Origin of the sequence: Rhodocytophaga rosea (assembly GCF_010119975.1) — a bacterium.
GTDB classification, from domain to species: Bacteria; Bacteroidota; Bacteroidia; order Cytophagales; family 172606-1; genus Rhodocytophaga; species Rhodocytophaga rosea.
On record NZ_CP048222.1, the window covers coordinates 3668416 to 3689086 of the forward strand.

Sequence of the window (20671 nt, forward strand, 5' to 3'; positions counted from 1 at the left end):
ATTGAATTTTCAATAAATAAACCCTCAAGCAGGCATATGCTTTGAGGGTTTATTCATTTTTAAAAAACTATGAAACAAAACGCCATAAAATTTATAACTAATATCCTCTCAATTTTTTATTTATATGGATGCGCAAGTCAGGCCGTTCCTACAGGTGGAAAAAAAGATATCGAACCACCCAATATTGAAGCTTCCATACCGAAAGATAAAAGTACAAATTTTCCAGGCAAACAGATAGAGATAGTTTTCAATGAATTGGTAAGTATTGAAAATATAAAACAAGAACTCTTAATTACACCCAGACCAGAAGGAAATTATGAATATGAACTAAAGAAAAATCGATTAAGCTTAACATTTGAAAAGCCATTTCAAAAAAATACTACCTATACATTCAATTTCAGAAAATCGATTAAAGATGTAACAGAGAAAAATATTGCCGAAAATGCAAAAATTGTATTTAGTACAGGAGATATAATTGATTCATTATACATAGCCGGAAAAATGACTGATTTATTAACAAATAAACCAGTAGAAGAAGGATTAATTTTATTGTATAAAGCAGATGATACATTAAAAATTACAAAGCATGCTCCTTATTATTTAACCAAAACAGATAAGAGTGGAAATTATCTTTTAGAAAATTTAAAAGAGGATACTTATCTTATATATGCTTTATCAGAGAAAAATAACAATCAAAAGTACGATCAGGAAAAAGAAAAAATTGGCTTTTTAAATACTCCTATTAATCTGACAGATAATATAGACACACTGAATTTTACACTAAGCATTATTGATACCCTTCCACCAAAACTGTTAAAACCCAGGCCGGATGCAGAATATTATCAATTAGAATTTAATGAAGGTTTGAGCAAAATATCTATAAAACATGCCTCAAATAACAATCAATTATATTATCAAATACAAGATCCGAATAAAGTAAGAGTATATAATACAATAAACTCAAATGATAGCATTCCTATAATCGTAACAGCCTTAGACTCAATTGGAAATAAACTTGAAAAGGAAGTAAATATTAAATTTAATTCTACAGCAAATACAAGTGGTAATAACAATACCAAAGAAAAAAGAAAGGAAAAATTAAATATATCTATAAAGCCATCTGATGGAGAAAAGGTAGAGAAAAATTTTATTTACAATATAGGGTTTAGTAAACCGATTCAGAAATATAGCCTTGATAGTGTCAGTTTACTGGCCGATACACTTACACCTATAAAATTGAATTTAAGAGAAGATTTTAAATGGAATGAATATTATACAGAGTTAAGTATCAATAAAAAAATTGTAATTCAAAAAAATATTCGGGTTATAATTCCCGAAGGTACGTTTTATAGCGTAGAAGGAGATACAAGCGCTAAGTTTGTTACCACCCATGACTTGAAAGACATAGCGGATTATGGTTCAATAAGCGGAAATGTAAATACAACCGAAAAAAAATTTATCGTACAACTTATAGATGCAGAATCTAAAGTAATGGATGAACAAAAAAATATCCAAAAATATAGGTTTGATTACCTGGCTGCCGGTAAATATAGAATCAGAGTTATTATTGATTCAAATGGAAATGGGAAATGGGACCAGGGAAATTTTAATGAAAAGCGCCAACCTGAGTCAATCGTATTTTCACAAGAAGAAATTAATTTGAAAGAAAATTGGGAAATGGTTTTCAACGAAATTAACATTTAAATCAAAAAAGGTCTATTTAATATAGAAAATATCATAATAAAATGTGGATATGTCTGTGGATATGTGCAAAAACTATGTAGATAAGACATACCTCCATAATGTATAAATGTTGGAATAAGTTTCTACCTTTCATAATACACTGCTGTATTTCTTATATTGTGAATAAATCTCATTAAACATAGATTATCTACACACATATATCCACATAAGGAAATTGATAATAATTAAAAAGTTAACCACAAATTAGGCTATGTGGAAAAGAGTGGATAAAATTTATAACTATCAGATTGACAAAGGCAAAATGGTGGATAACCCTGTGGATAACTAATCACTTATCCACATTTTAAAGAAGCAATTTCCAGGTAATAAATATTTATCCACATATCTACAGCTTAATAATATATAATAACAATTAAATAAATATTTAAATAATTAAAATAAGAAATTGAAAGAAATCTAAAAGAAAAACTATATGAGAAGATCAAATAAATTTATAGGAGTAGTATTAAAAATTACCTGTGTAGGAATTTTACTTTTTCATACAAGTATTCAGGCACAAAACCAGGATATAGATTTAGCAAATCAATATTTAGAGCAAAAAGAGTATGAAAAGGCTAAAGCGATATTTCAGAAAATAATAAAGCGCGATGATATTGATAAAATAGTGTATAAAAACTATTTATATACATTACAGGAATTAAAAGAATGGAATGAAGTTGATAAATATCTGAAAAGGCATATAAAAAATAATCCTGAAGAAATGAAATATAAAATAGATTATGCATTTAATCTTCAAAAACAAGGAAAAGAAAATGAATCAGAAAAATACGTAGAAAAGTTAATAGATGAATCCAAAAAGGACTTAGCCAAATCAGAAGTACTGGCTAGCGCATTAATGAAAGAAAATAAATTGGAATGGGCTGAAAAAGTATATTTAGAAGCAAGAAAAAATTCTGGTAATCCTAATCTCTATGCACTTCAAATAGCAAATCTATATAAGATCCAGAATAATACCATAAAGATGATTGAGGAGTACATTAATCTGGCAATGGAAAATAAAAACAATTTAACAGTTCTTCAGAATGTGTTACAGGATAATTTAACAAAACCGGAAGAATATGAAAAATTAGAACAGGTATTAATATCAAGAATACAAAAGGAACCTACAGAAAATATGTATAGTGATTTGCTAATATGGTATTATATACAGCAAAAAGATTTTAATAAAGCATTTTTTCAGGCAAGATCTATGGATAAACGTATGAAACTTGAAGGATCAAAGCTTACTGAAATCGGAATGATCAGTTTACAAAACAAAGATTATAAAAGTGCAAGTACCATATATGAATATCTAGTAAAAGAATATCCCCAAAGCCCAAGTTATCCGATATACCGCCGCTACCTGATTATGTCAAGGGAGGAGCTTGTAAAAAATACATTTCCTATTAACAGAGATCAAATACAATCATTAATTGTTGATTATCAGCGCCTTATAGGAGATATAGGAAAAACTCAACAATCTGCTGAAGCTATGAGGAATATGGCCGTGCTGTACGGATTCTACTTAGACAACAAAGATACGGCATTGTTTTACCTGAAGGAATCTGTAAAATATGCCAGGCAAAACAGTGATTTGATTGCAAAATGTAAAATAGATATGGGAGATATTTATCTCTTGAAAAATGAACCATGGGAAGCGACACTTTTGTATTCACAGGTTGAAAAAAGCAATAAAGAGCAGCCCATTGGGTATGAGGCAAAACTGAAAAATGCGAAATTATCCTATTACAAAGGGGAGTTCGAGCTGGCGCAAGGTCACTTAGATATTCTGAAACTGGCAACTTCCCGAGAAATAGCGAATGATGCAATGGATCTGAGTTTACTTATTCAGGATAATCTGGCCATGGATACAGTAGGCGAAGCGATGAAAGAATATGCTTCAGCGGAACTATTGCTTTTTCAAAACAAAGATCAGGAAGCATTGCGAAAACTGGAAGCCATGAATGAAAAATATAAGGGTCATAGTTTGTCTGATGAAATCTTATGGCTGGAAGCACAGATAAATATCCGTAGCAATGAAAATTTGAAAGCTGTAGAAAAACTCGAAAAAATAGTGAACAATTATGGACATGATATTCTTGGAGATGATGCCCATTTTATGATGGCTAAACTTCTTGAAGAAAAATTAAATGATAAAGAAAAAGCAATGGAGCTATATCAAAATCATTTAATTAAATATCCAGGAAGCATCTATTCTGTGGAAGCACGCAAGAGATTCAGACAGTTACGAGGAGATAGAGTAAATTAGGCTTGTCTAAATTAGGCTTGTCTAAAAAATTAATCAGCCCCAATATAGTTTAGATGAGTCTAAACTATATTGGGGCTTTGGCATAAATAACCAAATTAGGATAGATGCCATTATGTCATAGAGAGTATTGTAATTTTAACAATCGGTGCAAAAGTTGTTGGATGAAATAAGAGAATGTATGAGCGATGTAAGAAAAGTTTACACTCTTCAGAAGGAGGAAGACATATACCCATTATAAAAGCATTAAGAATAATTTAAACGCATGAAAACTGAAAGGAATATTCTCAGCTTAACTAATGATCAAAATTGATTACAGCGCCTTTAAATCAATAATCACTTTATGTTGTATTGAATACTAGATACGGGGTTAAAGAAAATGAAAACAAATATTCTAAGCAGGTTGAGGAGAAGGCAGATGTGGAATCGATTTAAAAGGCTTTAGAACGAAAAATTTACTTAAAGGTTGTCTTATAAGGATTATAGGATAAAAATTGTTTATAGACCTTTTAAAGCAGAAATAAAGCTATGTAAGATAAAGCTTAAGAAGTGGAAAATAAAAAAGCCCTTGTATTTTTTACAAAGGCTTTTAACTAAAAACAATAAAAATGATAAATTATGCGATGCGGCTTACATTAATTAGCGAATCATCTTTAGATTCTAATGTGGAAGTACCCATCAGGTAAGTATCAACGGCTCTGGCAGCTTCACGACCTTCAGAAATAGCCCATACAACAAGTGATTGCCCACGACGTGAATCTCCAGCCGCGAAAACTTTGTTCACACTCGATTGGTAATTGTTACATTTTACATTTCCTCTTTCATCTAAAGAAAGATTCAGTTCCTGCACTAAACCTGACTTTTGAGTATGTAAAAAACCAATAGCTAACAATGCTAATTCACAAGGCAGTATTTTTTCGGTTTCCGGTAATTCAACAAAAGAGGATCGGCCGGTTTGCTTATCGAGTTGCCATTCAATTTTAACTACTTTTATACCGGTTAAATTTCCTTGCTCATCACCAATAAATTCTTTGGTATGCATACACCAGTTCCGGTCAGCTCCTTCTTCATGCGAGGATGAAGTACGGAGAATCATAGGCCATAAGGGCCAGGGATTGTCAGACGCACGTTCAGAAGGAGGCTGGGTAAGTAATTCAATCTGGGTAACAGAAGTTGCTTTATGGCGGTTAGAAGTACCCACACAGTCAGAACCAGTATCACCACCACCAATAACCACCACATTTTTTTCAGTAGCTAATATGTCTTCCTTCCACATTCCTCTTCTGCCGCCTGTAACCCGATTGTTCTGCTGGGTAAGAAAATCCATAGCAAAATGAACGCCTTTTAAGTTACGTCCGGGAATAGGAAGATCTCTGGGAACAGTAGAACCAGTGCATAACACAATCGAATCAAATTGTGACATCAGGTCTGAACCAGATATATCTACGCCCACATTAACATTGGTTTTAAATACAATGCCTTCTTCTTCCATCACTTTTACACGTCTATCAACCACCCATTTTTCGAGTTTAAAATCAGGAATACCATACATTAGCAAGCCTCCTATTTTATCGTCACGTTCAAAAACAGTTACCCAATGACCAGCTTTGTTTAACTGAGCAGCTGCAGCCAGGCCAGCAGGGCCAGAGCCAATAACGGCTACTTTTTTACCTGTTCTTACATCAGGAATAGTGGCTTTGATCAAGCCCATTTCAAATGCTTTTTCAGCAATAGTTTTCTCGATCAGTTCAATAGTAACAGGAGGTTTATTTATTCCCAATACACAGGAACCTTCACAAGGAGCCGGGCAAATTCTGCCGGTAAATTCCGGAAAGTTATTGGTAGCACTTAATATTTCTATTGCATATTCCCAGTTTTGAGCATACACAGCATCGTTGAAATCAGGAATATTATTTCCCAAAGGACAGCCGTTGTGACAAAAAGGAACCCCACAATCCATACACCTGGAGGATTGTTGCTTTACTTTATCATCGGCAAATTCCAGGTATATTTCTTTATATTCATTAATCCGATCTTTAGGCGCTTTTGATTTTGGCGTTTCCCGGCCAAATTCCATAAATCCCGTAGGTTTTCCCATGGTATTGAATTGTTATTGTAGTAAAGGTTTTATTAAAAGACAGGTATAAAAAGAAACTTAACCTAATCATAATTCGGTAGTAAAATCCACCTGTGTTAAGTTAAGTTTCTTTAGAGGTAAAAAATTAAACAGCTTCTTTCAGATTGATTTTAGCTTTGAGCAGTGCAGCTTTGTATTCACGAGGCATCACTTTTACAAACGAAGAGAGAGCATCTCCCCAATTGAGCAGGATCTGCTGGGCAATATCGCTACCGGTAAATTTGAAATGATTTTCAATCAGGTCTTTCAAAGTATTTACATCTTCATATTCCACCTCTTCAAACTCTACCAGCTCTTTATTGCAATACTGAGAAAACTTCTTTTCAGGATCATATACATAAGCAATACCCCCACTCATGCCTGCAGCAAAGTTACGTCCGGTATCACCTAATATTACAGCAATACCACCAGTCATATATTCGCAGCCATGGTCACCTACTCCTTCCACAACTGCTTTCATTCCTGAATTACGCACGCAGAAACGTTCTCCAGCAAGACCCCTAATGTACGCTTCACCGGAAGTTGCTCCATAAAACGCCACATTACCAATGATCATATTTTTGCTTGGATCGAAGGTAGCTTCTTTGGCAGGATACACAATGAGCTGGCTTCCAGACAAACCTTTACCAAAATAATCATTGGCTTCTCCTTCCAGTTCAAGCCTTAATCCAGGCGCACCAAAGGCACCAAAACTCTGACCGGCAGAACCGTTAAATTTAAAGTGAATAGTTCCCTCAGGTAAGCCTTCGCCTTTGTATTTTTTCGAAATCTCATTAGACAAGAGCGTACCTACTGCCCGGTCAGTATTGAGAATATTGAATTCACCCTGAACAGCAGCGCCATTTTCCAATGCTGGTTGTGAAGCTTCCAGTAATTTCCAGTCCAATACGCCATCAATACCATGATCCTGCTCCAGTTGCTTATAAATTCCAACTGTTGGATCAGCAGGCTGTTTGTACAAAATAGGGCTAAGATCCAGGTCTTTTAATTTCCAGTGCTCTACATTCTCTCTTACTTTCAGCACATCTACCTGACCTACCATTTCCTGAATAGTACGAAAACCTAAAGCGGCCATCGTTTCACGCAAATCCTCAGCCAGGAAAGTGAACAAATTCACCACATGATCTACTTCACCAGTAAACAACCTTCTCAGTTCAGGATCTTGTGTGGCAATACCTACCGGACAAGTATTCAGATGGCATTTACGCATCATAATACATCCCTCTACGACAAGGGCAGCAGTAGCGACACCAAATTCTTCAGCACCTAACAAAATTGCAATAGCCAGGTCTTTTCCAGTTCTGATTTGCCCATCAGATTGCAGAGTAACACGGCTGCGTAAATTATTTCTAACCAACGTCTGATGAGCTTCTGCCAGACCAATTTCCCATGGAATCCCAGCATGACGGATTGAACTAATCGGAGAGGCTCCGGTACCCCCATCGTGTCCGGCAATAAGAATAACATCAGCATGAGCTTTAGCTACACCTGAGGCAATGGTACCTACACCCGCTTCGGCAACGAGTTTTACATTGATTCTGGCAGCCCTATTTGCATTTTTCAAATCGAAAATAAGTTGAGCTAAATCTTCGATAGAATAAATATCGTGGTGGGGTGGAGGAGAAATCAACCCAACACCAGGTGTAGCATGACGTACACGGCCAATCCAATCATCCACTTTATGACCTGGTAACTGTCCACCTTCGCCTGGTTTTGCACCTTGAGCCATTTTGATCTGTAATTCCTGTGCATTGGTCAGGTAGTAACTGGTAACACCAAATCTGGCAGAAGCTACTTGTTTAATGGCTGAACATTCCCAGTCTCCATTTTCTTTACGTTCGAAACGAACTTCGTCTTCACCACCTTCGCCGCTGTTACTCTTTCCTCCGATACGGTTCATGGCAATGGCAAGGGTTGTATGCGCTTCATGAGAAATAGAACCGAAAGACATAGCACCAGTAGCAAAACGCCGGAAGATGCTTTCTTTACTTTCTACTTCTTCTATTGGAATAGACTTGCGCTTTTTAAACTCCAGCATACCTCTTAAGGTAAGGGCTTTCTCTATCTGGTCGTTTATTTTCTGAGCGTATTTTTTGTATAAGTTATAATCTCCACGTTTGGTAGAATACTGAAGTAAATGGATTGTTTCCGGATTGAACAAGTGCGCTTCACCAGTACGTTTCCACTGCATTACTCCACCTACTTCCAGACGTGAATTCTGAATAGGCTTCAGAGGGAAGGCTAATCTGTGTTTAATTAAAGCTTCGTTGGCAATTCCATCAAAATCCAGGCCTTCAATTCTGGAAATGGTTCCAGTAAAGCATTTTTCAATTACATAACTATTAATACCCAATGCTTCGAAAATCTGGGCACCCTGGTAAGACTGAAGCGTAGAAATTCCCATTTTAGAGAATATCTTCAATAACCCATATCCAATCGCTTTTATATAATTATAGTGCGCCTGGGCTTCACTGATATTTTCAGGTAATAAATTATCCCGCTTGAATGAAGAAATAGTTTCAAAAGCGATATACGGATTAATCGCAGAAACACCATAGCCAATTAAAGTAGCGAAATGATGGGTTTCCCGCACATCGCCGGCTTCCACAATCAGACTTGCTTTGGTACGCAGGCACTTTCTGATCAAATGATGGTGTATAGCTCCTGCCGCAAGCAAGGATGGAATCGCTACATTCTTCTTGTCAAAATTTTTATCGGAAATAATCAGAATATTACAACCATCCAACACGGCTTGTTCTGCTTCCGCACAAAGTTTATCTATGGCTTTTTCCAGAACACCTTTTTTGCCTTCAGCAGGAAAAATGGCATCCAGCGTTTTGGATTTAAAGTCAGGATGACTGATGTATTTGAGTTTATTTAAATCGTCGTTAACTAACACCGGATGCGACAAGTGCATTTGTTTGCAATGGTCAGGTGTTTCAACCAATATATTATGAGTAGGCCCAATGGTAGTAAACAAAGACATGACCATACGTTCGCGGATGGGATCGATAGGAGGATTGCTTACCTGGGCAAACAGCTGCTTAAAATAGTTGGATAAGTGCTGGCTCTGAGAAGACAAAACAGCAAGCGGCGTATCTGTTCCCATAGAACTGATTGGTTCTTGTGCAGAAAGGGCCATTGGCTGCAAAATCACTTTTAAATCTTCAGCCGTATAGCCAAATGCCTGCTGGCGGTGCACCAGGGTTTCATGGTCTAGCTGATAGGTAAGCTGCTTGGGTCCAGGTAACTGGTCTAAGCTTACTTTGTTTTTCTGAAGCCACTTGCCATAGGATTGCTGGGCACATAGATCTCTCTTCAATTCATCATCGCTAATGATGCGGCCTTGCGTAAGATCAGCTACAAACATTTTACCTGGTTGCAGCCGTCCTTTTAATATTACTTTAGATTGGTCTACTACTAATGCACCAGCTTCAGAAGCCATAATGAGATAATCATCACTGGTCAGGCAATATCTGGAAGGGCGTAAACCATTTCTATCCAACGTTGCACCTACCAGATTTCCATCTGTAAAACAGACAGCAGCCGGACCATCCCAGGGTTCCATCATGGAGGCATGATATTCATAAAATGCCTTCTTTTCTTCAGACATTAACTTATCTTCCTGCCAGGCTTCCGGAATCAGCATCATTAAGGCATGGGCAATAGAACGGCCGCCTAACACCAGTAATTCTACCAGGCTATCCAGGTTAGCTGAATCAGAATCGTTGGGGTTACAGATAGGCAGTAACATCTGGATTTCTTCATCAGTAAAAAAGGATGAGTGCAGAATAGCTTCCTTAGATTTCATCCAATTGATATTTCCCCGGATGGTATTGATTTCTCCGTTATGGGCAATATAGCGGAATGGCTGAGCCAGCTTCCACTTAGGAAACGTATTGGTAGAAAACCTGGAATGTATCAGCGCCAGTCCGGAAATCAACCGGGAATCCTGTAAATCAGGAAAATAATTCCTCAGTTGTACGGTGCGTAACTGACCTTTGTATACAATGGTTTTACAAGAAAAGGAAGCAAAGTAAAAAGACTCATCATTGCCTACCATGTTATTGATAGCATGCGTAGCATAATTCTTCAATAAGTATAGTCTTCTTTCCAGTTTACCCGGATCATTATATATTTGAGTAGGCTTTACAAATACCTGTTCAATCTTAGGCTCACCGGCTAGGGCAGAAGGTCCAACAACTTTATTATATACCGGTACTTCCCGATAACCCAGCAGTTCAAATCCTACTTCTTTAATGTGTTTATTAAACATCCGTCTACATTTTTCACGGATATTATAATCAGCTGAGAAAAACAACATTCCTACTCCATATTCACCTGCTTCCGGTAGTTCAAATCCTTCTTCCCTGCATTTATCTTTTAAAAATGTATGAGGAATCTGTAATAATATGCCTGCTCCATCACCAGACTCCGGATCACATCCGCAAGCGCCTCTATGCTCCATATTTTCCAGCATAGTAATCGCATCCTCCACGATTTTATGTGATTTTATTCCCTTTAGGTGTGCTACAAATCCGGTTCCACAAGAGTCATGTTCTAAAATAGGAACATACAAGGTTTTTTGGTTTTCTTCTTTCATGGGAGTGCTTTGTTAAAATAGCTCTTCAGTGATCAATAAGTATCGGTTTTCCGCTTAATAAGATTATTAAATAAACAAAAATTAAAAAAATGGGGTTCGTCTTTAAAAAATTTGTAATAAAGTGAGAATTTATTTGAAAATTAAATTTTTACAAAGAGAACCCACAAGATAGGAATTTTTAAATATACAAACACACAAAGACGAAAAAAAATTTCTTACTAAACCAAATTTTTGATTACAAAGCGACTCTTATACAATTTCTTATTCTATATTTATTCATTTATATAAGAATAAAATATTGATATTTGAAATTTATTGAATTTTAAATATTTTAATATATGCTTGTACTTTATGTATAAAAATTGAGTATTTATACTCATAAATCAATTGGTATTTTGATAATTTAAAGAATTAATTGTACGTTTTACAGACCACAATAGAATTATTACAGTTAATGATAATAGCTAAAATGACTGTAAGCCATACAAAATTGTAAGTGTAGAAATAAAATACAAATAAAATTTGCTTACACAGAAGAGAGAAGATTAAAAATACTATACAAAAAAATAAGCTCAGAAGTTTGGATCGAGGAAAATAAGGATACTATAAAAGATTCAATAAAACATTTTTCTATAATCATCATCAGAAAAATAGTATGATTATGCCCATTTAAGAACTAGAAATTTTTGTTGTATTTTATATCAAATGAGCAGATAATAAATACAATGCTTTACATAATTGAGGCAACATAGAATTATTGTGTTTTTTACAATAACGCTTTAATAATTCTGCAGCAAGAGAAATCCCTTTAAAGGATTTATGACTGTCCTTCCATATTCTCAAAAGGAGGAGCAATATCTACATTAGGTGCTTTGGGAAAAGCGATATAATGGGTGACCCGTGGAGGAACTGACCCTGTATGAAAATGTATGACCCTGGTTTCGATAGCTAAATCTTCTTTGGTAAACCTATGATGCTGCCGCTGATGTTCTCCCCAGGTAGCCACATAAAAAAATTCAGTAATCCGGCTAGGATTAGTTACATCTGTGAAAACACCTGCACGTAATGCCCCATCCCGTAAGCGAAGGCGGACCAACTGATCAACGGCCTGACGGAAAGCAGGGATATCAGCTACTTTTACCATGTATTCCACCATTACTACTACTGGTCCATCATCCGGGTCAATATCGCCTTGAACGGTTGGTTCAGGCCAGTGTTCTGCCGGTGTTAAATTCAAATTTTCTGCCGGTGAAATCGGAAAAGGAATCGCCAGGAAAGCACTTAGCAGGAGCCAGACTGCTGCTGCCACTAAAGCTATCCAAAGGCTGAAATGATCAGCAAGTGTTCCCCAGGTTACACTTCCTAAAGCCATACCTCCCTGAAACACCAGCATATAAATACTTAAAACCCGAGCTTGCACCCATTTTGGCAGATTCAGTTGTACGGTTGTGTTAAAACTGGTCATAATCATCAGCCAGGCCATTCCAGATAAAAACATTACCGGATACAGCCAGTATGCAGCAGGAAAAAATGCCAGAGATAGATTGGTGCCAGTAAAAATAACAATAGCAATTAACACCCGCTGGTTCACGGTGAATCGCCGGTTGATTATACCTGTCGTAAAAGCACCACTTACTGCACCGGCGCCCAGCCAGGAGAGCATTACCCCATACGCACTTGAATCTAACTGAAGTCTCCGGGCGACCACAATAGAAAGCAAAGCCCACATAGCACTGGCCCCAAATGAGAAACTAAACGCCCTAATAAGGATCGCATAAATTGCTGGTGAATACTGTACATACCGAACACCCGCCCGTAAGGCACCAATAAAATTTTCTGCAGGAACACTCGAAACGGCTACTTTTCGTTTCCAGGAATAAATCACAATCCAGGTACCCAGAAAAGAAACCCCATTGAGCAGAAAAACATAGCCTGGTGAAAAATACGAAATGATTACGCCGCCGATTGCCGGACCAACAGCTCTGGCTACGTTAATACTTACCCCATTTAAAGTGAGTGCAAAAGGCAATACCGGTCGGGGAATGAGTTCAGGGGTAATGGTTTGCCATACAGGGCCATTTAAGGCTGCGCCCATACCTAATAAAAATGTAAATGATAATACACCCAATGCAGATATATTGCCCATTAATGTAAGGGTACCTAGCAATGTAGCCATACAAGCCATAAATCCCTGCGTAAACAGCAACATTCTCCTCCGGTCGGTAAGATCGGCAAGTGCCCCTGCAGGTACACTCAATAAGAATGAAGGTAAACTGGTAGCTGTCTGCATAAGGGCAACCAGCAATGTAGAAGTAGTTAGAATAGTTACAAGCCAGACACCAGCCACATTCTGCATCCAGGTACCTATGTTAGATACCAGCGAAGCAATCCAGATAGCCCGGAACAGGGAAAAGGTAAAGGGAGTCCATAAACTTATTTTTGAGTCAGGTACAGGAGAGGGTGGCGCAATCATACTGCTTACTTATATCTTTAGGCTGGTTAGAATGGAAATGCTTCAGACAAAGTAAAGAACTCATACGAATATCTAATGAAGTGGTTTCCTTAGAATGAACAGGAAGAAATTCTGCTTAAAGTAAATAGTAACTCGAAACAGTAACAAGATTTTAGCTGAGTAAATAAAAAATTGAGCCATCCGATACAAACATTGTAAACGATGGCTCCGGAAACTCAATACAAAATTAATAATACCTGCTTTAAGGTAACTAGCGCATATCGGCTGAATGAAAGTAGTTACTCAAAAGCCTGGTAACTGGTGGTATCCGGTGAGGCAAGTTTATAATTCAGGCAGATAGTCGAAAGTGTAAGAATCAGCAGCAGCAGTGCAGGTAGTAACAAATACAAAGGACTTCCCAGAATCAAATGAACACTAAATACTGCAATGCTCATAAGAGTTAATCCTAGCTGAGCCGCAAAACTGGTAACAGGAAATAATTGAATCAGTGCCAGCAAGGTAGCAATAATACTCATCCCATATAGAAAAGAAACGGGTATACCGCTTTGAAAACTGAAAAGATATACCGGAATATCAGCAATCCACAATAAAATACCACCCAGGATGAATACCAGAGATACCATAATCTGCAATATGGTATACACTACTTTCATTTTCAGGTAAGCAGATAGACTTTTAGTTGTGGATTCGTTTGGCTCCGGCTTACTGGGCTGAACAAATAAATTAAGATAATGCGGAGCCATAGATGTAGACTCATAATTTTTGGAAGAATGTATATTTGATCTCGTAAGCATATCCGTCGGTGATTTGTTGAAATAAATGTAAAGGATTATCAGAAAATGCTGCGACGAAATAGACAATTTGGGTAAATCAATAGACCAGTGACACCAGTTTGCCTTTTTTTGACGTATGAGCAGGCGTCCAAAATAGAAATTTACCTGGCATCAGTACGTTATAGATTCCTTATTCTAATAGTATACATCTATTTTACTCCATTTCGGAATATAAATACTTACTCTCCAAATATCCATTTTATTTATGCTAAAGCCCGGTTTATACGCCAATTGCTAAATTTTGCTAAGCAGAGCTAACGTATATTCTTATATTATAATAAATTTGAACTAAATTAGGTTTTAACACGAACCTGCCGTTTACCGTAAGATTAACGGTGCATCGCACGTCTAAAAATAATACGCTGATAGCTGCGTTTAACAAAAACTGATAACTCTAAAAGGAATTATATGCAGAAGCTTGGTTTAAATCAGTCGCTTAGCCAGAAACTTTCACCCCAGCAGATACAATTTATCAAACTGTTGCAGATTCCTACGGCCGAACTGGATGCCCGGATAGAGGAAGAACTGGAAATAAATCCGGCATTGGAAGAAGGCAGAGAAGAGATAGCAGACGACAATGCAGAACCGGAGGCTGATTACGATGATAATGACGATGATGATAGTTTTGATGATGGTATGAATGATGATTTAAATGTGGACGATTACCTGCGTGACGATGACATAAGTGGCTATAAAATGCAGGGCGATGGCGGTGGAGACGATGAAGACCGGGAAATGCCCATTGCCATGACTTCTACTTTAACGGATGCTTTATTAACCCAGCTTGGTTTCCTGCGTTTAGATGAACGTCAAACCATTATCGGCCGTCAGCTGATTGGAAGTATAGACAATGATGGCTACATCCGCCGCGAACTGGAAGCGATTGTAAATGACCTGGCCTTTTCGCAGAATATAGAAACTACTACGGAAGAGGTAGAAGATATTTTGTTTAAAGTCCAGACGTTTGACCCGGCTGGCATTGCTGCCCGTAACTTACAGGAATGTTTATTACTACAGTTAGACCGTAAAGATCATCACAATCCAGTGGTTACCTATGCCATCAAAATCATAGACGACCAGTTTGAAGAATTTACAAAAAAACACTACGATAAAATCCAGAAGCGGCTCAACATTAATGAGGAAGAAATGAAAGAAGCCGTAAATATTATTACCAAGCTCAATCCCAAACCAGGAGGAACTGCCAGCGGCGACGTTCGTACACAATACCTCATTCCGGATTTTTTGCTGATCAACAACAATGGAAAACTTGAATTATCGCTGAATTCCCGCAATGCACCAGAACTTAAAATCAGCCGTTCGTATGCCGAAATGCTGGATACCTATGATAAAAGCAACAAAAAGGACAAAGGTATCCGTGAAACGGTAACTTTTGTGAAACAGAAACTGGATGCTGCCAAATGGTTTATCGATGCGATTAAACAAAGGCAGCAAACCCTGCTCCGGACAATGAACGCTATTATTCAATACCAGTACGATTTCTTTTTAACTGGCGACGAAAGTAGGCTGCGTCCCATGATCCTGAAAGATATTGCCCATTCCATTGACATGGATATTTCAACTGTTTCCAGGGTAGCCAACAGTAAAGCCGTTCAAACAGAATTTGGTATTTATCCTTTAAAGTATTTCTTCTCTGAGGGCATTGCCACTGATTCTGGCGAAGATGTAAGCAGCCGGGAGGTGAAATATATTCTCAAAGAACTGATAGATAATGAAGACAAACGGGTGCCCCTATCAGATGATAAACTGGAGAAAATATTGAATGAGAAAGGCTATAATATCGCCCGCCGAACTGTAGCTAAATACCGCGAACAACTTAATATTCCGGTAGCCCGTCTTCGCAAAGAACTTTAAAAAATTAATGGTTTCTGGTTAACTTGCCGGATGGATAATACAAAATACGTGTTTGAAGATTCCACTATCCAAGAGTTTAATCATTCACACCCTACACCTGTGTTGAATAGATTCGCCCTGGCACTTTCTGCCTTGCTGCATCCTTTGCTGATGCCAACCCTTCTATTTTCTATTTTACTTTACTTTTCCCCAGCAATATTCGGAATCGCCAACGAAGCTATGCAATGGCGCCTGTTGATGCTGATTGCCTTTACTACTTTCCTGATTCCGCTGTTAAGTATGCTGCTAATGTTTAGGGTACGTTCTATTTCCAGTTTAACCCTGGATAACAAAAATGAACGGTTTATGCCCTTTCTCATTACTACTTTATTTTATATGGTTACTACTTACCTGTTTCTCAGGCAGATGCAAGGCTATTTTACGATGATTGTGGTTCTGAGCAGTATTACTTTTTCTATTGCTCTGGTTACCCTGATTACCGTTTTCTGGAAGATTAGTGCACATAGTGTAGGCATTTGTGGAATGATAGGTTTCTTGTTCGGTTTTTATCAGAAGTATGCCGATCCACAGTTATTCTATCCGATTCTGGTTGTAATTCTTTTAGCCGGACTGCTGATGAGCGCCAGATTATACCTGAATGCCCATACGCCTGCTCAGGTGTTTGCAGGCGGTTTATTAGGATTAGTTATTAGTTTTGCTACCGTATACTTGCTGGTTTGATGATAGGTTTATTCAAAGCCAGCCAAACCGTTCTAGTAATTTCTCCTTCTGCTGGCGGGCTACCGGAATACTTTTCCCATTAGATAGCAACAAATAGATACCTTCTCCTTTGATGAGTTTTTGAATATGCGACAGGTTTACCAGGTATTGCCTGTGTACCCGTATAAAATCGTGGGGCTCCAGCACTTCCTGTACATCTCCTAAGGTTTTAGATACTAAGTATTGTTCTCCGTTTTCCAGGTAACAGCGGGTATAATTACTATCAGACTCGCAATAAATAATTTGTCGTATATCTGCGAACACCAGTCCGTGGGCATGAGGAAGCGCAATGCGCTGTGGATGATTATTTCCAGACAAAGTATAATGCTGGCGGAGGAGTTCAAGCTGTGCTGGGTTCACTTTATTGTACTGTTCGGCTTTTCGTACTGCTGCTACCAGATCAATCGTGTCTACTGGCTTCAGCAGGTAATCGAGGGCACTAAAGCGGAAAGCCTTTACCGCATACTGATCATAAGCGGTAATGAAAATAATGGCAAAAGAAATCTCTCCAATCTTTTCCAGTAACTGAAATCCATTCATCACAGGCATTTCAATATCGAGAAATACCAGTGCCGGTTTAAGTGTCCGGATAGCTTTCAGCCCCTCAGCGCTATCTGTATATTGTCCAACCACTTCCACCTCCGGACAGTGCCTGCCAAGTTGCAAAGCCAACAGTTGAATGTTGTCAGGCTCATCGTCAATCAGAATAGCTCGCATAGAGAATAATTCACTTTAAAAATGATAAATGCAATCATTCAGGAAACAGGTATCTCCAGCACCACTTTCGTGCCGCAAGGCTCACCAAAACTATCTATCATATCCAGAATTTGCGTTTGTGTATGAGTGTTATAGAGTTCGTTAATCATCCGGATGCGGTCGGCAGTTACCTGCATTCCAAAAGATTTCTGTTTCCCGGCTGACTTACTTTTAAGCTGTGCTGCCTTGGCCCTACCTACACCATCGTCGGTAATTTCAATGCGAAGCAGATGTTCTGTGGGCTGAGATAGATGTATAGTGACTTTACCGCCTTCGGTCTTGTGCATCAGCCCGTGCCAGATGGCATTTTCTACGTAAGGCTGAAGAAGTAGAGGAGGTATTTTCAGGTACTGGCTATCTACCTCTGTAGAAAGGTCAATCGTAAACTTTACTTTATGTTTGAAACGCATGGCTTCTAATTCTATGTAGAGTTGCAGCGCTTCCAGTTCGTTGCGGAGCGTAACCAGTTCAGCACGCGAGTTTTCTAATACCAGCCGGATAAGCCGGGCAAACTTTGTTAAATACTCTGAGGCCTGCTCAGAATCATTTTGCAGGGTATAGAGCTTAATGGAGTTCAGGCAATTAAAAATAAAATGCGGATTCATTTGTGCCCGTAAGGCAATCATCTCGCTGTCGGCCAGTTTGCGCTCAAATTCAGTTTCCATTTGTTGTAGCCGCTGTGCTTCCAGTTGACGGTTTTGCTCCTGAATTTCCTGGGTACGGTTTACTAACTGCATTTCCAGTTCCCGGGCATAATTTTCTTGTATCTGCCGTTTTTCAAGTTCAATCAGCCTTCCCCGGTAAGCTAAGGCCAGAATAAAACATAAGGCTTCCAGAGACAGGCCTACCAGCATCCAGAAAGGGAAAAGATTTACAAAGCTGTCCAGTTGAGGAGATAAATCAGCAAAATTGAAATTTATCTGCATCGGCAACAGGGTAAAGCATAACAAACTCAGTATGCCTGCCAGGATATAATATCTGAGAGGGGAGCGGCTTTTTATTACCAGTCCAATTAAAAACAGAGTGGTTAATCCCGAAGGTAAAAGTCCATATGCATAAATCATATTATTTTCAAAAAGGGGCCACCCTCTAACAGAATCCATCAGACTAATCAATTCTTGAAGTATCAGTATACTAAGCATTATTCTGACTGCCCAGATAGAAAGAGTCGATTGTAAACGGATAGCTGCTATTTTGAAAATAAACAGGCTGTAAAAAATGGTAATAACAGCTGGATGCAAGGGACCTGGATAGTAAGGATTAAGTGTAGGATAATGCTGAAAAAGCAGGCGTAAGCCAAAACGGTTATCCACAGAATGGAAACAAATCAGTAGAGAGCAGAAAACATATAAAAAGTAATAAAGGTATACTCTGTCATGAGTAAGGAGAAAGGAATACAAAGCATAGAGTGACATAAACAGCAGGCAACCCAGCAGCACACCCATAGCTGCGAGCAATGGGTAATGCATCACCGCATGGTCATAATTATTTTCTATACTCTCACTAGGGGTATGTATTTCCGAACTGACAGGAAAAATACTCACCTGAAAATCTACTACCCGTACAAAATAGGTTTGTGTAGCTAAAGGAGGAATGCGTAGCAAGGTTTCATGGCGGTAAGGCTTGCGAGGTTTGCTACCCTTTATCAATCCACCGGGAATTATTTGTCCTACATGGTTTATTAACTTATTGTTTTCGTAAGTGGTAATAATAGAATGCATCCCGGTCCGGTGGTACAGGTGTAAGGTATCATGAGGGTGTGTGTTCTGAATTGTAAACCTTAGCCAGGTAACAATCACTGAACGCTCAGAAAAGGAAGTCCTTTCATTGCGTTTTTGAGAAAAAGGCTGAAAATGCCTGGCTTGTATGACTGATAAAGGTAAAGTATCACCAGAATTATCTTGATAGAACCAGGTGTAAGCAGATAGGTCGGTTAGAGGCTCGTTCAACTTCCCATGCAATACAAGCGGATTCTGCGCAAAAGCAACAGAAACGGATACTAATAAATAAAATGATATAAGTAAACGCATAGAGTCAGCAGACGAATTAAACAAGGTACTCCTAAACCAGCGCATTATCCAGGGAGTTGAGCTAAACAGACAATTATATTGAGGGAAGGGCGCCCTTTTTTGAGCAAACTGCTGTTGCAATACTTTATTCTTGTTTAAACAGAAAACTTACCATTCACGCATTCTTTTCCGCAGATAAACCCGGTAAGCTGGCATTCCCTGGGTTGAAGTGATAATTTTCCTTTCAAGGTATAGCTATAAATAAAAAATAGACATAGCCTGTCTTTAAAACATCAGAATCAATATTTATCATTCAACTTGTTATACCTATGAAACGTAGAAAATTTTTACAAGCCAGCCTGATTGCCGCTCCTCTGGCAGCTAATGTCCCTATTTCTGTTCCGGATGAAAGAAAGAATAAAGCCTTTAAAGTAAGTGCTGGCGAAGGAAGATATCATGGCCATATTCAAATAAAGGGTCTCAACCGGAATAGTCTGGATTTGAAGGTATCCGGAAAAGATACTGCTGGTGATCTGGCTATTTACCAGTCGACTCTAATGTCTCCAAAGAGTGGTCCGCCCTTGCACATACATTTTTATCAGGATGAAATTTTTTATGTACTGGAGGGAGAATACCTGTTTCAGGTAGGAGAGGAAAAATACGAGCTGAAACCCGGAGATACTATATTTCTGCCCCGGAATGTACCCCATACCTGGGTTCAACTGCACGATACCGGGAAAATGCTTGTGGTTTTACAGCCTGCCGGAAAAATGGAGGAATTCTTTTTAAAAGTAGCTTCCTTGGATCATGAAGCTACCCCTGGAGAGATGGCTAAAATTATAGAAGCCCATGATCAGAAAGTAGTAGGTCCTCCTTTAAAGGTTGACTGAGGACTATGTTATGGATAAAGATTAATTAGGTATCCATAAGTGTTTTATCCAATACTATTACTATATGTAGTAAGGGATTTGGTTAGTCTGCTGCCTGAAAAGCTTCATAATCTTCCCGGTTCCGGAATTCAAAAATACTGATCACTATAATCTGATTGGTGTTCATCTGCTGCGAAACCTGATCACGGATGTACTGTTGTGCCGGAAACTGGTTACCAGTGATACACAGGTTTCCAAAACCTTCCGGATGGGCATAACTTACAAAAAAATATCGCATAATATTTTATAATTAAAATTGAATGTGAAGCCTATCTTAGGATACAAGCAAAT

The 20671-nt window shown here is 38.1% G+C and carries 12 protein-coding genes; 5 read left to right on the forward strand and 7 right to left on the reverse strand.

The window, feature by feature from the left end:
* Window positions 1-69 precede the first annotated feature (69 nt).
* Window positions 70-1704 carry an Ig-like domain-containing domain gene (locus GXP67_RS15320; RefSeq protein ID WP_162443928.1) on the forward strand — a complete coding sequence of 545 codons (1635 nt, stop codon included), beginning with the start codon at window positions 70-72 and terminating at the stop codon, window positions 1702-1704.
* A gap of 472 nt (window positions 1705-2176) precedes the next feature.
* The gene (locus GXP67_RS15325) at window positions 2177-4012 is read left to right on the forward strand and encodes a tetratricopeptide repeat protein (protein WP_162443929.1); all 1836 of its coding nucleotides are present in this window, start codon (window positions 2177-2179) and stop codon (window positions 4010-4012) included.
* Window positions 4013-4625: 613 nt separating this feature from the next.
* Here GXP67_RS15325 and GXP67_RS15330 read toward each other — a convergent pair.
* From GXP67_RS15330 to GXP67_RS15345, 4 genes are all read right to left on the reverse strand, one after another.
* Entirely contained in the window at window positions 4626-6107 is a 1482-nt protein-coding gene (locus GXP67_RS15330; RefSeq protein WP_162443930.1) for a glutamate synthase subunit beta, read from the reverse strand.
* A 124-nt stretch (window positions 6108-6231) separates the two neighbouring features.
* Window positions 6232-10749 (reverse strand): glutamate synthase large subunit, encoded by a 4518-nt coding sequence (gene gltB / locus GXP67_RS15335; protein WP_162443931.1) that lies wholly within the window; start codon window positions 10747-10749, stop codon window positions 6232-6234.
* Between the two features lie 817 nt (window positions 10750-11566).
* The gene (locus tag GXP67_RS15340) at window positions 11567-13222 is read right to left on the reverse strand and encodes an MFS transporter (protein WP_162443932.1); all 1656 of its coding nucleotides are present in this window, start codon (window positions 13220-13222) and stop codon (window positions 11567-11569) included.
* Between the two features lie 278 nt (window positions 13223-13500).
* The gene (locus GXP67_RS15345; protein WP_162443933.1) at window positions 13501-14016 is read right to left on the reverse strand and encodes a hypothetical protein; all 516 of its coding nucleotides are present in this window, start codon (window positions 14014-14016) and stop codon (window positions 13501-13503) included.
* Window positions 14017-14463: 447 nt separating this feature from the next.
* Between GXP67_RS15345 and rpoN the strand changes: the two genes are divergently transcribed.
* On the forward strand, window positions 14464-15927 hold the full coding sequence (gene rpoN, locus GXP67_RS15350; RefSeq protein ID WP_162443934.1) for an RNA polymerase factor sigma-54: 1464 nt from the start codon (window positions 14464-14466) through the stop codon (window positions 15925-15927).
* Between the two features lie 99 nt (window positions 15928-16026).
* Entirely contained in the window at window positions 16027-16647 is a 621-nt protein-coding gene (locus GXP67_RS15355) for a phosphatase PAP2 family protein (RefSeq protein ID WP_162443935.1), read from the forward strand.
* Window positions 16648-16659: 12 nt separating this feature from the next.
* Here GXP67_RS15355 and GXP67_RS15360 read toward each other — a convergent pair whose 3' ends face one another.
* Together GXP67_RS15360 and GXP67_RS15365 are read right to left on the reverse strand one after the other, a co-directional pair.
* On the reverse strand, window positions 16660-17403 hold the full coding sequence (locus GXP67_RS15360; RefSeq protein ID WP_162443936.1) for a LytR/AlgR family response regulator transcription factor: 744 nt from the start codon (window positions 17401-17403) through the stop codon (window positions 16660-16662).
* Window positions 17404-17441: 38 nt separating this feature from the next.
* On the reverse strand, window positions 17442-19472 hold the full coding sequence (locus GXP67_RS15365) for a sensor histidine kinase (RefSeq protein ID WP_162443937.1): 2031 nt from the start codon (window positions 19470-19472) through the stop codon (window positions 17442-17444).
* Between the two features lie 308 nt (window positions 19473-19780).
* On the opposite strand from GXP67_RS15365, the gene GXP67_RS15370 reads away from it, so the two are divergent.
* Window positions 19781-20341 carry a cupin domain-containing protein gene (locus GXP67_RS15370; RefSeq protein WP_162443938.1) on the forward strand — a complete coding sequence of 187 codons (561 nt, stop codon included), beginning with the start codon at window positions 19781-19783 and terminating at the stop codon, window positions 20339-20341.
* An 82-nt stretch (window positions 20342-20423) separates the two neighbouring features.
* On the opposite strand, the gene GXP67_RS15375 is transcribed toward GXP67_RS15370, so the two are convergent.
* Window positions 20424-20618: a hypothetical protein gene (locus GXP67_RS15375; RefSeq protein ID WP_162443939.1), complete on the reverse strand. Its 195-nt coding sequence runs from the start codon at window positions 20616-20618 to the stop codon at window positions 20424-20426.
* Window positions 20619-20671: the final 53 nt, after the last annotated feature.

Coding starts and splice junctions, on each gene's coding strand:
- GXP67_RS15360 (WP_162443936.1), bottom strand. CDS start 17,403: ATGCGAGCTATTCTGATTGACGATGAGCCTGACAACATTCAACTGTTG.
- GXP67_RS15375 (WP_162443939.1), bottom strand. CDS start 20,618: ATGCGATATTTTTTTGTAAGTTATGCCCATCCGGAAGGTTTTGGAAAC.
- GXP67_RS15330 (WP_162443930.1), bottom strand. CDS start 6,107: ATGGGAAAACCTACGGGATTTATGGAATTTGGCCGGGAAACGCCAAAA.
- GXP67_RS15345 (WP_162443933.1), bottom strand. CDS start 14,016: ATGCTTACGAGATCAAATATACATTCTTCCAAAAATTATGAGTCTACA.
- GXP67_RS15370 (WP_162443938.1), top strand. CDS start 19,781: ATGAAACGTAGAAAATTTTTACAAGCCAGCCTGATTGCCGCTCCTCTG.
- GXP67_RS15325 (WP_162443929.1), top strand. CDS start 2,177: ATGAGAAGATCAAATAAATTTATAGGAGTAGTATTAAAAATTACCTGT.
- gltB (WP_162443931.1), bottom strand. CDS start 10,749: ATGAAAGAAGAAAACCAAAAAACCTTGTATGTTCCTATTTTAGAACAT.
- GXP67_RS15340 (WP_162443932.1), bottom strand. CDS start 13,222: ATGATTGCGCCACCCTCTCCTGTACCTGACTCAAAAATAAGTTTATGG.
- GXP67_RS15365 (WP_162443937.1), bottom strand. CDS start 19,472: ATGCGTTTACTTATATCATTTTATTTATTAGTATCCGTTTCTGTTGCT.
- rpoN (WP_162443934.1), top strand. CDS start 14,464: ATGCAGAAGCTTGGTTTAAATCAGTCGCTTAGCCAGAAACTTTCACCC.
- GXP67_RS15320 (WP_162443928.1), top strand. CDS start 70: ATGAAACAAAACGCCATAAAATTTATAACTAATATCCTCTCAATTTTT.